Below are 15,048 nucleotides of genomic sequence, written 5' to 3'. Positions count from 1 at the left end.
GAGCACGTGAGGGTGCGAGGCAGCGACGACGGTGGGCGAGGGGGCACGGACACGTGGAGACAGGAACGCCCCGGACGGGCGAGGCGGCCGGACGGGTGGCCGCCGGACTGGAGATCAGCCAGTGGAAGTACCTGCCCGGCGAGGCGGGCGACCCGCAGATGCACGCCATCCTCAGCGTGCGCGTGGACGGCACCGGGGGCGACGGCCACCCGGGCGGCCCGGTGCTCGCGCAGGTGCTGGCCATGGACTGCTCCAGCTCGATGACCTGGCCGGTCGAGAAGCTGCACGCGGCGCAGCAGGCGGCCGTCGCGGCGATCCGCAAGCTGCCCGACGGCACCCCGTTCGCGGTGGTCCGGGGCAACGAGCAGGCGGCCGTGGTGTACCCGGACACCCCGCGCATGGCCCGCGCCTCCGCCCGCACCCGGGCGCGGGCGGAACGAGCCGTGCGCGAGACGGTCGCGGGCGGCGGCACCTGCATCGGCGCCTGGCTGGACCTGAGCCGCCGGCTGCTGACGGAGCAGGACGCCCCCATCGGGCACGTCCTGCTGCTCACCGACGGCAAGAACCAGCACGACGAGCACATGCCGCTCGCCCGGGTGCTGGAGGAGTGCGCGGGCCGGTTCGTCTGCGACGCCTGGGGCATCGGTGACGGCTGGGACGGCCGGGAACTGCTGCGGATCACCAGCCGGCTGCACGGCAGCGCCGCCTCCGTGCGCGAGGAGGAGGCCCTGCCCGGGGAGTACGAGCAGCTGATGAACCGCCTGCTCACCAAGACCGTCCCCGAACTGGTCGTCTCCGTGACCGCCATGCCCGGGTGCACCGTGCGCTACCTCAAACAGGTCTTCCCCACCGAGGCCGAGCTGACCGCCGAGGACGGCACCGGCCGGTTCGTCACCCGGGCCTGGGGCGACGAGACGCGCCGCTACCAGCTGTGCCTGGCCGCCGACCCGACCGGCCGTCCACGTCGGGAGGACCTTCAGCTCGCCGTGGTCGCCGTCGACGTACCCGGCGGCGGCGAGGTCCGGCTGCCGCCGCCGCAGCCCTGCCTGGTGCACTGGACCGACGATCCGGCCCTGTCCCGGCACACCGACGCCCAGGTCGAGCACTTCGAGCAGCACCAGCGGCTCGGCGAGGCCGTCGCCGCCGCCACCGACGCCCACCGCCGGGGACAGCGCGACCTGGCCGAACAGCAGCTCGGCCGGGCCGTGCGGCTCGCCCACGCCATGGGCGCCGACGAGCAGATCGCCCGGCTGGCCCGGCTGGTGCGGATCGAGGACGCGCCGTCCGGCCGGGTCGCCCTGCGCTCCGAGGTCACGGCCGTCGACTTCCAGCACCTGATCACCGCGAGCAGCCACAGCACCTACGGCCCCGCATCCGGCACCGGAACCGGCATCGGGACCGGCTCCGATGCGGCAGGCGGCGCGCCGGGCGGCGGGGCCACCGTGCCCTGCCCGGCCTGCTCGCGGAAGGCTCCGGCGGCCGCCCGGTTCTGCCCGGCCTGCGGCCACCGCCTCGAGGCGCGGCCGTGAGCACCACCGGCCGGGACCTCGTCCGCAGACTCAGGCTGCTGCTGGTGCTGGCGACCGCGACCACCCTCGCGCTGTTCTTCGCCTACCGCGGCGTGCACGACGACACCGTCCCCCTGTCCACCGCGAGCACGCCCGGCATCCGCGCCGTCGACACCGCGCAGAGCGCCCTGCGCCAGGCGAACGCCGTGGTCCGCGAGACCGGCGCCGAGGGCGACACCAGCGGCGAGTTCCTCACCCAGGTCTCGGTCGCCCAGCAGAGCCTCGCCCTGGCCGCCTCGGAGAACGTCACCGGCCTGGCGGGCCGCCACGACGTCCAGACCGTCACCGGGCTGATCGCCGTCTACTCGGGCTGGGTGGAGCGCCGGGGCCGCGAACCGGACGGCTCACCGCTGCGCGCCGCCTTCCTCCAGTACGCCGAGAAGGTCCTCGGTCTCGAGGCGGAGGCCGGAACCGAGGGCGACATCATGAGCCGCCTGGACGCCCTGCGCGGCGAACAGCTGGCCGAGGCCCGGCGGCAGGCCGCCTTCCCCTGGGAGCTGTGGCTCGGCTGGTGCACCGTCGCGGTGCTGTACGCGGCCCTGTGCGGCGCGCTGCTGGAGAGCCAGCGGTTCCTCCGGCGCCGCTTCCGGCGGCCCGTGCAACTGCGGTTGCTGGCCGCCACCGCGGTGTGCGCCGTCGGCGTGCCCGTACTGGCCTGGCAGACCGTCTCGGCACACCGCGCGATGACCGACTCCGTCGCCGGGGTACGGGTGCCGCCGGCCGCCCCGGACGCCATCCCCGAAGTGGCCGACGAGGTGCAGGGCGCGCTCGCGGACGCCGGGTTCTGGGCCTCGCTGTCCGACTGGATACTGCTGGGAGGGGCCGTGGTGGTGGCGCTGACGCTGTGGGGACTGTGGCCGCGGATCGCCGAGTACCGGTTCCGGGGGCAGCGATGAGCCGCCCGAGCACCCGCACCCTCGGCATCCTCTGCCTCTGTCTGGTCCTGCTCGGGGCCGGGGTGTACGCCGGAGTGCGCTGGGCGCGCGACTGGCAGGGCTCGGTCACCCTGCTCGCCAACTGGAGCGGCACGGAGCGCGAGCAGTTCGAGGAGCACGTCATCGAGCCGTTCGAGGAGAAGTACCGGATCGACGTCGTCTACCAGGGCAGCTCCGCGCTCAGCCAGGTGCTGGCCGCCGACATGGCGGCCGGCAACCCGCCCGACGTGGCGGTGCTGCCAGGCCCCGGCGAACTGCTCGCCTACGCCGTCGACGGCCGGCTCCACCCGCTGGACGGCCTCTTCGACGCCCGGGACTACGACCGGTTCTGGGCTCCCGAGGTCACCGTGCCGGGGCAGGGCGCCCACACGTACTGGCTGCCCGTGAAGACCGGCCTCAAGAGCATGGTCTGGTACGCCGGACCGGCACCGACGGCCAGGACGGCCGGCCCTCCCGCACGGTGGTGCGCAGGCCTGGAGTCCGGCGCGACCTCGGGCTGGCCGGGCACCGACTGGGTGGAGGACATCCTGCTCCAGCAGGCCGGCCCACGGGTGTACGAGGAGTGGGCCAACGGCAGGCTGCGGTGGACCGACGACGCCGTACGCAGGGCCTGGACGACCTGGGCCGACCTGGTGGGCGCGGGCGACCGTACCCGCGTCGAGCAGGTGCTGACCACCGCCTTCGACGCCGACTGCGGGCCGGGCCGCCTGGAGCACCAGGGTTCCTTCCGCGCCGGGCACTGGCGGCAGGAGGGCGGCGACCACGTCCACTCCGCCGAGGTCGTGCCCGGCGCCGGAGCGGAGGCCGGCGCCTGGGAGGTCTCCGGCGACCTCGCGGCCGTACTGAACCCGACCCCGGAGGCCGAGCGGCTGATCCGCTACCTCGCCGACCCCGACACCGCGCTGCCGGAGTACACGGCGAACCGGGCGGCCGCGGCCGACGGCGACCAGGACGCCACCGAGCGGGAGATCGGAGCCATCCTGCGCGAACCCGGCCGAACCCGCTGCTGGGACGCCTCCGACGCGATGCCCCGCACCACCCGCGACGCCTTCCACCAGGCAGTACTCCGCACCTTCGCCGACCCGACCGACCTGAACACCCGCCTCAAAGAACTGGACCGCCTACGCAAACCCCAGAACCTCCCGGTCTGCGGCACGGGCTGAACGCCCCGCACGGGACCGCGCCCCCGAAGGGGCGCGGGGAACTGCGCGAGCAACCCACCACCGGGCCCGCACCCGAAGAGCAACCCCACAACCCGAGGACCCATCCCCGCCCACCCCCGGAGGGCATGGCAGGCTTGGGCCCATGGCCGCCCAGATCAACCCCAGCATCCTGTCCGCCGACTTCGCCCGCCTCGCGGACGAGGCCAAGGCGGTCGAGGGAGCCGACTGGCTCCACGTCGACGTCATGGACAACCACTTCGTCCCGAACCTCACGCTCGGCGTGCCGGTGGTCGAGTCCCTGGCTCGCGCGACCGACACCCCGCTGGACTGCCACCTGATGATCGAGGCCCCCGACCGCTGGGCGCCGCAGTACGTGGAGGCGGGGGCCGGTTCCGTCACCTTCCACGCCGAGGCGGCCGCCGCGCCGGTGCGGCTGGCCCGGGAGATCCGGGCCAAGGGCGCCCGCGCGTCCATGGCGCTCAAGCCCGCGACGCCGATCGAGCCGTACGAGGACCTGCTCCCCGAACTCGACATGCTGCTGATCATGACGGTTGAACCCGGCTTCGGCGGGCAGGCGTTCCTCGACATCATGCTTCCGAAGATCCGCCGCACCCGTGAGCTGATCAAGAAGCACGGTCTGGAACTGTGGCTCCAGGTCGACGGCGGTGTCTCGGCGGCCACGATCGAGCGGTGTGCCGACGCCGGTGCCGACGTCTTCGTCGCGGGTTCCGCGGTGTACGGGGCGTCCGACCCGGCCGAGGCGGTACGTGCACTGCGCACGCAGGCCGACGCGGCGACCGCCAAGGCATCCTGGTCCTGCGACCACTGAGGAACAGAAAGTGAACGGCTCCCACCAGGGCTGATCAAGTGCGCCGAATCTGCAAGGATGAACGGCGTATCCAGAGTGTGAACAGCAGTGAGGAGATCGCCGTGTCGGGTATGTCGGCGGGCCGTTCAGCCATGCGGATGGGACCCGCTGAGCTGGTCCAGGCGGCGGCCATGGCCCGCCGCTTCTACCTCGAGGGCAAGTCCAAGATCCAGATCGCGGAGGAGTTCGGCGTCAGCCGCTTCAAGGTGGCCAGGGTTCTCGAGACCGCCCTCGAGCGGGACCTTGTACGCATCGAGATCCGGGTGCCGGCCGAGCTGGACGCCGAGCGCTCGGACGCCCTGCGGGCCCGCTACGGGCTCCGGCACGCCGTCGTGGTGGAGTCCCCGGCCGACGCCGAGGAGACACCCGACCCGGAGAACCTGGGGGAGGTGGCCGCCGACCTGCTCGGCGAGCTGGTCAACGAGGGCGACGTGCTGGGCCTGGCCTGGGGCCGGTCCACCATCCACATGGCGGCGGCGCTCGACCGGCTGCCGCCGTGCACCGTGGTGCAGCTGACGGGCGTGTACGACGCCGGGACCGCCGAGCGCGGCTCGGTGGAGGCCGTGCGCCGTGCCGCCCAGGTGTCGGGCGGCGACGCGCACCCCATCTACGCGCCAATGCTGCTGCCGGACGCTGCCACCGCGCAGGCGCTGCGGCACCAGACCGGGATCGCCCGGGCCTTCGAGTACTTCGACAAGGTCACGGTCGCCTGCGTCTCCATCGGCTCCTGGGAGCCGGGCATCTCGACCGTGCACGACATGCTCAGCGACGAGGAGCGCGCGCACTACGCCTCGCTCGGGGTCGCCGCCGAGATGTCCGCGCACCTCTTCGACGCCGAGGGGCGCCGGGTCGGGCGGGACCTGGGGGAGCGCTGCATCACCGTCAAGGCCGACCAGCTCCGGCGTATCCCCGAGGTCGTCGCGATCGCGGGCGGGCAGCGCAAGGCGGCGGCCATCGACGCGGTGCTGCGCTCCGGTCTCGTCACCAGCCTGGTCACGGACACGTCGGCCGCGGACTACCTGATGACGGCGGGCTCGGCACCGAAGTCGACGCTCAACCGGACCGACCCCGACGGGATCTGACGGCCGATCAGCACCGGTAAGCAGGAAGAAGGGCGCGACATGACCGAGGACTCCGCGGGACGGCTCGTGGTCACGCTGGACCTCGGCGGGGTCACGGACAAGGCGGGCCTGATGGACCGCTGCGCCCGTGACCTGGCGCTGCCCGACTGGTTCGGCCGGAACTGGGACGCGCTCGCCGACTCCCTCACCGACCTCTCGGTGTGGCCCGAGGGCGCGGCGGGCCAGGGGTTGGTCCTCGTGGTGGAGGGCTGGCGGGCGTACGCCGAGACGCGGCCGGAGGAGTGGGCCGTCGCGGAGGAGATTTTCGCCGAGGCCACCGACCGCACCCCGGGGCTCTTCGTCACCCTCGGCCCTGGAGGAAGCTCCAAGAGGGCCGCTGACCAGCCTGGATGATCTGCCCGGGGGTTGTCGGCCACGCGTCATGGGACAATGAAGTACGTGCTCTTTCCCCCTGGCTGACCTGTCCGGGGGCCACCTCTGATCGACTGGGATGTGCAGCACGTGCGTTTCCTCAATGACATCCAGCCCTCGTACGACCTGACGTACGACGACGTGTTCATGGTGCCGAGCCGCTCCGCCGTGGGCTCCCGGCAGGGCGTGGACCTCGGCTCCCCGGACGGCACGGGCACCACGATCCCGCTGGTCGTCGCCAACATGACCGCCATCGCGGGCCGCCGGATGGCCGAGACGATGGCACGGCGGGGCGGCCTCGTGGTCATCCCGCAGGACATCCCGATCGAGGTCGTCACCGACGTCGTCTCCTGGGTGAAGAGCCGCCACCACGTCCTGGACACCCCGATCGTGCTGGCCCCGCACCAGACCGTCGCCGACGCGCTCGCCCTGCTGCCCAAGCGCGCGCACAACGCGGGCGTCGTCGTGGACGAGGACCACAAGCCGGTCGGCGTGGTCACCGACACCGACCTGTCCGGCGTGGACCGCTTCACCCAGCTCGAGGAGGTCATGTCCAAGGACCTGATCCTCATCGACGCCGACCTGGACCCGCGCGAGGCCTTCAACACCCTCGACGCCGCCAACCGGCGCTATGCGCCCGCCGTGGACAAGGACGGCCGCCTCGCCGGCATCCTCACCCGCAAGGGCGCCCTGCGCGCCACCCTGTACACCCCGGCCGTCGACGCGCAGGGCAGGCTCCGCATCGCCGCCGCCGTCGGCATCAACGGCGACGTGGCCGGCAAGGCCAAGCAGCTCCTCGACGCGGGCGTGGACACCCTCGTCATCGACACCGCGCACGGTCACCAGGAGTCGATGATCAGCGCCGTCAAGGTGGTGCGCGACCTCGACCCGCGGGTCCCGATCGTCGCGGGCAACATCGTCTCCGCCCAGGGTGTGCGCGACCTCATCGAGGCGGGCGCCGACATCATCAAGGTCGGCGTGGGCCCGGGTGCCATGTGCACCACCCGCATGATGACCGGCGTGGGCCGACCGCAGTTCTCGGCCGTTCTGGAGTGCGCCGCCGAGGCGAAGAAGTACGGCAAGCACGTGTGGGCCGACGGCGGTGTCCGCCACCCCCGGGACGTGGCGATGGCCCTCGCGGCCGGCGCGTCCAACGTGATGGTCGGCTCCTGGTTCGCGGGTACCTACGAGTCGCCGGGCGACCTCCAGCACGACGCCAACGGCCGCGCCTACAAGGAGTCCTTCGGCATGGCCTCCGCGCGCGCGGTGCGCAACCGCACCTCGGAGGAGTCGGCGTACGACCGGGCCCGCAAGGCGCTGTTCGAGGAGGGCATCTCCACCTCGCGGATGTTCCTCGACCCGGCCCGGCCGGGCGTCGAGGACCTGATCGACGCGATCATCGCGGGCGTCCGCTCGTCCTGCACCTACGCCGGTGCCGGCTCCCTGGAGGAGTTCGCCGAGAAGGCCATCGTCGGCATCCAGAGCGCCGCCGGTTACGCCGAGGGCAAGCCGCTGCACGCCAGCTGGAGCTGACCGGCCCGTAGCCCGACACGTCGCGTCAGGGCGCCTTGACGTCAAGTCGCCCTGACGCGACGCTGGACGCATGACGACACCGCAGAGCATCGAGCCGCAGTACACCCTGCTCACCGCCGTGGCCCGGCTCGACGAGCTGCGCGCCCGCGAGTCCCTCGCCGGATTCGGCAGCGACGACGAGGCCCTGGACCGCCCCCAGCTCCTCGAACTGCTCGCGCTGAGCGAGGTGGTCGCCCGCAAGGCCGCCTACGGGCGCCAGCTCACCGTCCGGGCCGCCCGCGAGGCCGGTGCCTCCTGGGCGCAGATCGGAGCCGCCCTCGGCACCAGCAAGCAGGCCGCCTGGGAGGCGCACATGCGCTGGATCGACGCCCAGGAGGCCGCCCGCGGCCGGCCCGGAGAGATCGGCTTCGACGCCGCGGACGCGGCCGAGGCACGCGCCGCCGCGGGCGAGCCGGACAGCCACTGACCAGCCCCGATCCACCGTCCGTCGCCCCCGGGCGCACCACCGCGCACCCCGCGCGCAACGAACACCCGCGCTGCCGCGTCGAACGCAACGATCGTGCCCGAACGCGCAAGGTTGCTGCATTACCGGGGCACCGCCCCGCTCGTAGTGTTCTGCGCTGTACGTGGCGTGGCGGGGACCCCGCTCGGTGGGTTCCCGTTCTGCACGAGCGCGCCCCCAGGTCCCCGCCGCTCCCCAGGCCCGCCGGGAGCCGTCCGCCCACCCCGGCGGTGCGACCGGCAGCGACAAAGGAGTCAACGCGTGCTCGACCAAGGCGCACCCCCGCACCACGACGCATCGGCCACCCCACCGTCCCCGGGCCTGGCCGCGCGCCTCACGCGCCGCAAGCCGGTGGAACGCCTGGTCGCCGAGGGCGGCCAGGGCGAGGGCGGCAGCCTCCGCCGCTCCCTCGGCCTCTGGCAGCTCACGATGATCAGCATCGGAGCCACCCTCGGCACCGGCATCTTCGTCGTCCTCGGCGAGGCCGTCCCCAAGGCCGGACCGGCCGTCACGCTGTCCTTCGTCATCGCGGGCCTCACCGCGCTCTTCTCGGCCCTGTCCTACGCCGAGCTGGCCGGCACCATCCCGGTCGCCGGATCCTCGTACTCGTACGCCTACGCCACCATGGGCGAACTGGTCGCCTGGATCTGCGGCTGGTGCCTGATCCTGGAGTACGGCGTGTCCGTGGCCGCCGTCGCCGTCGGCTGGGGCGAGTACCTGAACGAACTGCTCGACGGCACCGTCGGCGTCACCCTCCCCGCGGCCCTGTCGGCACCGCCCGGCGACGGCGGGATCTTCAACCTCCCCGCACTGATCGTCGTGCTCCTCGCCATGACGTTCCTGCTCGGCGGCGCCCGCGAGTCCGCCCGCGCCAACACGATCATGGTCGTCGTCAAGATCGCGGCCCTGGTGCTCTTCTGCGCGATCGGCGTGCAGGGCTTCCGTTCCGGCAACTACGAGCACTTCATGCCGCTCGGCATGGCCGGGGTCAGCGCGGCCGGGGCGACGCTCTTCTTCTCCTACATCGGCTTCGACGCCGCCTCCACCGCCGGCGAGGAGGCGAAGAACGCCCAGCGCGACCTGCCCCGCGCGATCATGCTGTCCCTCGTCATCGTCACGGTGCTGTACGTCCTGGTCGCCGCCGTCGCCGTCGGCGCCAAGCCCTGGCGGACCTTCACCGACTCCGAGGCCTCCCTCGCGCAGATCATGACCGACGTCACCGGGCAGAGCTTCTGGGGCACCCTGCTGGCCTTCTGCGCCGTCGTCGCCATCGCCAGCGTCGTCCTGACCGTCCTCTACGGCCAGACCCGCGTCCTGTTCGCCATGTCCCGCGACGGGCTGGTGCCCAAGGTGTTCTCCCGGGTCCACCCGAAGACCGGCGCACCCCGCGCCAACACGCTGATCGTCTCCCTGTTCTGCGGCGTCCTCGCCGCCGCCATCCCGCTCGGACAGCTCGCCGACGCCACCAGCATCGGCACCCTCTTCGCCTTCGCGCTCGTCAACGTCGCCGTCGTGATGCTGCGCCGGACCCGACCCGACATGCGCCGCACCTTCCGCGTCCCGCTGTCGCCGGTCCTGCCCGCCCTCGGCTTCGGCTTCTGCGTCTGGATGATGGGCAGCCTGTCCACCGTCACCTGGGTGGTCTTCGGTGTCTGGATGGCGGTCGGGCTCGTGTTCTACTTCGGGTACGGCCACCGCCGCTCCCGACTCGCCACACCGGACCCGTCCGAGGTCCGCACGCACCAGAAGTGAAGTGAACGACCCGCAGTGCTGAACGATCTCGACGAACGCATCGTGCACGCCCTCGCCGAGGACGCCCGCCGCTCCTACGCGGACATCGGGCAGTCGGTCGGCCTCTCCGCGCCCGCCGTGAAACGGCGCGTGGACCGGCTGCGCGCCACCGGAGCCATCACCGGCTTCACGGTACGGGTCGACCCCGCCGCGCTCGGCTGGGAGACGGAGGGGTTCGTCGAGATCTTCTGCCGCCGCAACACCTCGCCCGAGACCATCCAGCGGGGCCTGGAGCGCTACCAGGAGGTCGTGGCCGCGTCCACCGTCACCGGGGACGCGGACGCGGTCGCCCAGGTCTTCGCCTCCGACATGCGGCACTTCGAGCGGGTCCTGGAGCGGATCGCCGGGGAGCCGTTCGTGGAGCGCACCAAGTCCGTGCTGGTGCTCTCCCCGCTGCTGCGGCGCTTCTCGTCGGGCTCGCCCACGTAACCCCATGGGCAGGACGCCGGCCGGCGTCTAGCATCGGTGCCATGAGCCGACGACATTGATCCACCCGCGTCACCCGTAGCGCCTCCTCCCGAGGGCCGCCCCGGACGCCGTACCTCCGGTGTCCGATCCGCCCCCTCGGGAAGGCCTCATGACCGTCTCACCTCCGCCCGAGCGCGCCGCCGCCGCGCTCGTCGGCACCCGCCGGCTCGTGCGCACGCTGTACGCCTCCGCGTTCTGCGACGAGTTCGTCCTGCTCTACCCGGTGTACGCGCTGCTGTTCAGCGACACCGGTCTGTCCGTCTGGCAGACGGCCTCGCTGTTCGCCCTGTGGTCGCTGACCGGCGTGCTGCTCGAGGTGCCGTCCGGCGCCTGGGCCGACGCCGTCTCCCGGCGGCTGCTGCTGATCCTCGGCCCGCTGCTCACCGCCGCCGGCTTCGCGCTGTGGGTGCTCGCGCCCTCCTACGGCGCCTTCGCGCTCGGCTTCGTGCTGTGGGGCGCGGGCGGCGCGCTCGGCTCGGGCGCGCTGGAGGCGCTGGTCTACGACGAACTCGAGCGGGCCGGCGCGGCCGACCACTACGCCCGCGTCATGGGCCGGGCCCGGGCGATCGGCATCGCCGCGACCATGTCCGCCATGGGCCTGGCCGGTCCGGTCTTCGCCTGGGGCGGCTACGAGGCGGTGGGCGCCGCGAGCGTGCTCGCCTGTCTGGCGGCAGCGGCCGTGGCCACCCGGTTCCCCGAGCACCGGACACCCTCCGGCGGCGGCGAGCGCTGGTCCGCGACCCTGCGTGCCGGACTCGCCGACGCCCGCGCCGACCGGTCCGTGCGCGGCGCGCTGCTCCTCGTACCGGCCGTGACCGCGGTGTGGGGCGCGCTCGACGAGTACACGCCGCTGCTGGCGCGCGACACCGGCGTGGCGGCCGAGACCGTGCCCTGGCTGCTGCTGGTGATCTGGGCCGGAGCCACGGCCGGCAGCCTGCTGGCCGGTGTGGCGGAGCGCCTGACCCCCCACGGGTTCGTCGCCCTGCTCACCGGTTCCGCGCTCGCCCTGGCCGTCGGGGGCCTCGCCGGCACACCGGCCGCCCTGGTCCTGGTGGCCTTCGCCTTCGGCGGCTTCCAGCTGGCGACCGTGCTGGCCGACGCCCGCCTCCAGCAGCGCATCGACGACACCGGGCGGGCCACCCTGACCTCGGTCGCGGGCCTCGGCACCGAGCTGGGCAACCTCGCCACCTACGGTGCCTACGCGGCGGCGGCCACGGCATGGGGCCACGGCACCGCCTTCGCGCTCTCCGCGCTGCCGTACCTCCTGACGGCGCTGCTGCTGACCGGCGCCGCCCGGACTACAGCCGCGGCTGCCAGGGCACGACGTCGAAGTCGCCGGTCCCCTTCCTGACCTTCTCGAAGGGCGCTGACCCCACGCACCGGGGCAGCTCCCCGCCCTCCGCGGGGCTGCCCGTCGCCGCCCAGCTGTAGCCGAGGCGGTCGTGGCGGCCCAGGTCGTGGACGGTGATGCCGACCCGCTTGCCCTCCGCGCCGGGCAGGTCGGAGTCGGTGATGACGCCGGAGACGACAGCCACGTCACCGCCGGTCAGGAGACAGTCCACGGTGGCCTCGGCCCGCGCCCCCCTGCCGTCCAGGTAGTGGCTGAACGCGAAGGTCCCGGTCGCCTTCAGGGGGTCGTCATTGTCCTCGGCCGCCAGATGGGCGTCGAAGGTGAAGGTGATGTCGTCCCCCGCCGACCGGTACAGCTTGGCGGTGCCGGTCAGGGCGGCGGCCTCCCTCGGGGGCGGGCCGTCGTGCGGCTTCCCGTCGGGGCCGGCGGCGACCGCCGCGCCCGTGGTGACGGCGGTGAGCAGCAGGGCGGCGCAGAGCGCGGCGGTCGCGGTACGGCGTTTCATGGCGGTCGTCTCCCGTGGATCGAAGCCGGTGAACCGAACGGTCACCACTGTCCCGGCGCCGCGCCCGCACCACATCGGACCCAGGACGGGAGCCGCCTCCGCCGCGCGGCGGGGAGCGCCGGCCCGGTCTGCTCCCGGGGGACGAGGACCGCACCCGCCGCAGGGTGCGCAACGAATCGCCGTGCGGTGCCCGGGGCACGCAACGATCCGCTCACCGGCGCGCAACAGGTCCGTCTTGTCCGGCCGAGTCCGCCGACCGTACCGTCTATCTGGCCCCCGAACCCCCCTGCGACCGGTGAGGAACACGCATGCGCACCGCCCTGCTCCAGAGCTCCGGCCGCCCCGGCTCCACCGCCGAGAACCTCAAGGTCCTCGACGAGGCCGCGGGCCGCGCCGCCGCCGCGGGAGCCGCGCTGCTCGTCACCTCCGAGCTGTTCCTGACCGGATACGCCATCGGCGACGCCGTCGGCGTCCTCGCCGAACCCGCCGACGGCGACGCGGCCGACGCCGTCGCGGAGATCGCCGGGTGCCACGGGCTGGCCGTCGCGTACGGCTACCCCGAGCGGGACGGCGCGCGCGTCTTCAACTCCGTCCAGCTCATCACCGCGGACGGCACCCGGCTCGCGGGCTACCGCAAGACCCACCTCTTCGGCTGCTTCGAGCGCGACCACTTCACCCCCGGCGAGCAGCCCGTCGTCCAGGCCGAGCTGAACGGCCTCACCGTCGGCCTGATGATCTGCTACGACGTCGAGTTCCCGGAGAACGTCCGTGCCCACGCCCTGGCCGGCACCGACCTGCTGCTCGTCCCGACCGCGCAGATGCACCCGTTCCAGTTCGTCGCCGAGTCGGTGGTGCCGGTGCGGGCCTTCGAGAACCAGATGTACGTCGCGTACGTCGACCGTGTCGGCCGGGAGGGCGAGTTCGAGTTCGTCGGCCTGTCCACCCTCGTGGGGCCCGACGGCGTCGCCCGCGCCCGCGCCGGGCGGGCGGAGGAGCTGATCCTCGCCGACGTCGACCCGGCCTTCCTGGCCGCGTCCCGCGAGGCCAACCCGTACCTGAAGGACCGCCGCCCCGGCCTCTACGGCGCCCTCGGCTGAGCCCCGAACCGCGCGTCCCGCCACCCGCTTTCGCCGTTCCACCCGTTCCACCCGCGCAAGGAGTCCGTACCCCATGACGTCCACCGTGCCCAACGCGATCGAGCACGCAGACGAGCAGCAGCCGCCGATCACCATGTTCGGGCCGGACTTCCCGTACGCGTACGACGACTTCCTCGCCCACCCGGCGGGACTCGGCCAGATACCCGCCACCGAGCACGGCACCGAGGTCGCCGTCATCGGCGGCGGCCTGTCCGGCATCGTGGCCGCCTACGAGCTGATGAAGATGGGCCTGAGGCCCGTCGTCTACGAGGCCGACCGGATCGGCGGCCGCCTGCGCACCGTCGGCTTCGACGGCTGCGACCCCTCGCTGACCGCCGAGATGGGCGCGATGCGCTTTCCGCCGTCCTCCACCGCCCTCCAGCACTACATCGACCTGGTGGGCCTTCGGACCCAAGCCTTCCCCAACCCCCTCGCCGAGGCCACGCCGTCGACCGTCGTCGACCTCAAGGGCGAGTCGCACTACGCGGAGACCCTCGACGACCTGCCGCAGGTCTACCGGGACGTGGCCGACGCCTGGGCGAAGTGCCTCGAAGAGGGCGCCGACTTCACCGACATGAACCGCGCCCTGCGCGAGCGCGACGTCCCGCGCATCCGCGAGATCTGGGCGAAGCTGGTCGAGAGGCTCGACAACCAGACCTTCTACGGCTTCCTGTGCGACTCGGAGGCCTTCAAGTCCTTCCGGCACCGCGAGATCTTCGGCCAGGTCGGCTTCGGCACCGGCGGCTGGGACACCGACTTCCCCAACTCCATCCTGGAGATCCTCCGCGTCGTCTACACCGAGGCCGACGACCACCACCGCGGCATCGTCGGCGGCTCCCAGCAGCTGCCGCTCCGGCTGTGGGAGCGCGAGCCCGAGAAGATCGTCCACTGGCCGTACGGCACCTCGTTGAAGGCCCTGCACGCGGACGGCGAGCCCCGCCCGGCCGTGACCCGGCTGAACCGCACCGCGGGCAACCGCATCACGGTGACCGACGCCGACGGCGACATCCGCACCTACCGGGCGGCGATCTTCACCGCCCAGTCCTGGATGCTGCTCTCGAAGATCGCCTGCGACGACTCGCTCTTCCCGATCGACCACTGGACCGCGATCGAGCGGACCCACTACATGGAGAGCTCCAAGCTCTTCGTGCCCGTGGACCGGCCCTTCTGGCTGGACAAGGACGAAGACACGGGCCGGGACGTCATGTCGATGACGCTCACCGACCGTATGACGCGCGGCACCTACCTCCTCGACGACGGACCGGACAGGCCCGCCGTCATCTGCCTCTCCTACACCTGGTGCGACGACAGCCTGAAGTGGCTGCCGCTGTCCGCGAACGAGCGGATGGAGGTCATGCTGAAGTCGCTCGGCGAGATCTACCCGAAGGTCGACATCAGGAAGCACGTCATCGGCAACCCGGTGACGGTCTCCTGGGAGAACGAGCCCTACTTCATGGGCGCGTTCAAGGCCAACCTGCCCGGGCACTACCGCTACCAGCGGCGCCTGTTCACGCACTTCATGCAGGAACGGCTGCCGGAGGACAAGCGGGGCATCTTCCTCGCCGGAGACGACATCTCCTGGACGGCCGGCTGGGCCGAGGGCGCCGTCCAGACCGCGCTGAACGCGGTCTGGGGCGTCATGCACCACCTGGGCGGCGAGACCGACGCGACCAACCCCGGCCCCGGCGACCTGTACGAGGAGATCGCGCCGGTGGAGCTCCCCGAGGACTAGGGC

Annotated in this window: 14 protein-coding genes; 13 read left to right on the top strand and 1 reads right to left on the bottom strand. The window is 72.8% G+C overall.

The window, feature by feature from the left end:
- Positions 1-53 precede the first annotated feature (53 nt).
- The 11 genes from ACZ7MF_RS36110 (at position 54) to ACZ7MF_RS36060 (ending at position 11,672) form a co-directional block, all read left to right on the top strand.
- On the top strand, positions 54-1,529 hold the full coding sequence (locus ACZ7MF_RS36110) for a VWA domain-containing protein (protein WP_471482413.1): 1,476 nt from the start codon (positions 54-56) through the stop codon (positions 1,527-1,529).
- Positions 1,526-2,464: a hypothetical protein gene (locus ACZ7MF_RS36105; RefSeq protein ID WP_471482412.1), complete on the top strand. Its 939-nt coding sequence runs from the start codon at positions 1,526-1,528 to the stop codon at positions 2,462-2,464. The genes ACZ7MF_RS36110 and ACZ7MF_RS36105 overlap by 4 nt, the downstream gene beginning before the upstream one ends.
- Positions 2,461-3,666, top strand: a complete 1,206-nt coding sequence (locus ACZ7MF_RS36100; protein WP_471482411.1) for an ABC transporter substrate-binding protein — start codon at positions 2,461-2,463, stop codon at positions 3,664-3,666. The genes ACZ7MF_RS36105 and ACZ7MF_RS36100 overlap by 4 nt, the downstream gene beginning before the upstream one ends.
- 142 nt (positions 3,667-3,808) lie before the next feature.
- Positions 3,809-4,495, top strand: a complete 687-nt coding sequence (rpe, locus tag ACZ7MF_RS36095; protein ID WP_356868163.1) for a ribulose-phosphate 3-epimerase — start codon at positions 3,809-3,811, stop codon at positions 4,493-4,495.
- 77 nt (positions 4,496-4,572) lie between these two features.
- On the top strand, positions 4,573-5,616 hold the full coding sequence (locus ACZ7MF_RS36090; protein WP_087810377.1) for a sugar-binding transcriptional regulator: 1,044 nt from the start codon (positions 4,573-4,575) through the stop codon (positions 5,614-5,616).
- 39 nt (positions 5,617-5,655) lie between these two features.
- Positions 5,656-6,009, top strand: coding sequence for a barstar family protein (locus tag ACZ7MF_RS36085; RefSeq protein WP_471482410.1), 354 nt, complete (start codon positions 5,656-5,658; stop codon positions 6,007-6,009).
- Between the two features lie 108 nt (positions 6,010-6,117).
- Positions 6,118-7,560: a GuaB1 family IMP dehydrogenase-related protein gene (locus tag ACZ7MF_RS36080; protein ID WP_471482409.1), complete on the top strand. Its 1,443-nt coding sequence runs from the start codon at positions 6,118-6,120 to the stop codon at positions 7,558-7,560.
- 70 nt (positions 7,561-7,630) lie between these two features.
- On the top strand, positions 7,631-8,026 hold the full coding sequence (locus ACZ7MF_RS36075) for a hypothetical protein (RefSeq protein WP_471482408.1): 396 nt from the start codon (positions 7,631-7,633) through the stop codon (positions 8,024-8,026).
- Positions 8,027-8,323: 297 nt separating this feature from the next.
- A complete protein-coding gene (locus ACZ7MF_RS36070; protein WP_471482407.1) occupies positions 8,324-9,814 on the top strand; it encodes an amino acid permease in 1,491 nt (496 codons plus the stop codon).
- Positions 9,815-9,829: 15 nt separating this feature from the next.
- On the top strand, positions 9,830-10,282 hold the full coding sequence (locus ACZ7MF_RS36065; RefSeq protein WP_003977367.1) for an Lrp/AsnC family transcriptional regulator: 453 nt from the start codon (positions 9,830-9,832) through the stop codon (positions 10,280-10,282).
- A gap of 148 nt (positions 10,283-10,430) precedes the next feature.
- Entirely contained in the window at positions 10,431-11,672 is a 1,242-nt protein-coding gene (locus ACZ7MF_RS36060; RefSeq protein WP_471482406.1) for an MFS transporter, read from the top strand.
- Here the strand turns inward: ACZ7MF_RS36060 and ACZ7MF_RS36055 are convergent.
- On the bottom strand, positions 11,620-12,177 hold the full coding sequence (locus tag ACZ7MF_RS36055; RefSeq protein ID WP_471482405.1) for a Repetin: 558 nt from the start codon (positions 12,175-12,177) through the stop codon (positions 11,620-11,622). The genes ACZ7MF_RS36060 and ACZ7MF_RS36055 overlap by 53 nt on opposite strands.
- Before the next feature lie 308 nt (positions 12,178-12,485).
- On the opposite strand from ACZ7MF_RS36055, the gene ACZ7MF_RS36050 reads away from it, so the two are divergent.
- Positions 12,486-13,274 carry a carbon-nitrogen hydrolase family protein gene (locus tag ACZ7MF_RS36050; RefSeq protein ID WP_471482404.1) on the top strand — a complete coding sequence of 263 codons (789 nt, stop codon included), beginning with the start codon at positions 12,486-12,488 and terminating at the stop codon, positions 13,272-13,274.
- A gap of 73 nt (positions 13,275-13,347) precedes the next feature.
- Positions 13,348-15,045, top strand: a complete 1,698-nt coding sequence (locus ACZ7MF_RS36045) for a flavin monoamine oxidase family protein (protein WP_471482403.1) — start codon at positions 13,348-13,350, stop codon at positions 15,043-15,045.
- The last annotated feature ends 3 nt before the right edge of the window (positions 15,046-15,048 follow it).

The sequence above is a fragment of the Streptomyces sp. NPDC111628 genome, from assembly GCF_055635195.1.
This window is presented reverse-complemented; position numbering and strand designations above follow the sequence as displayed.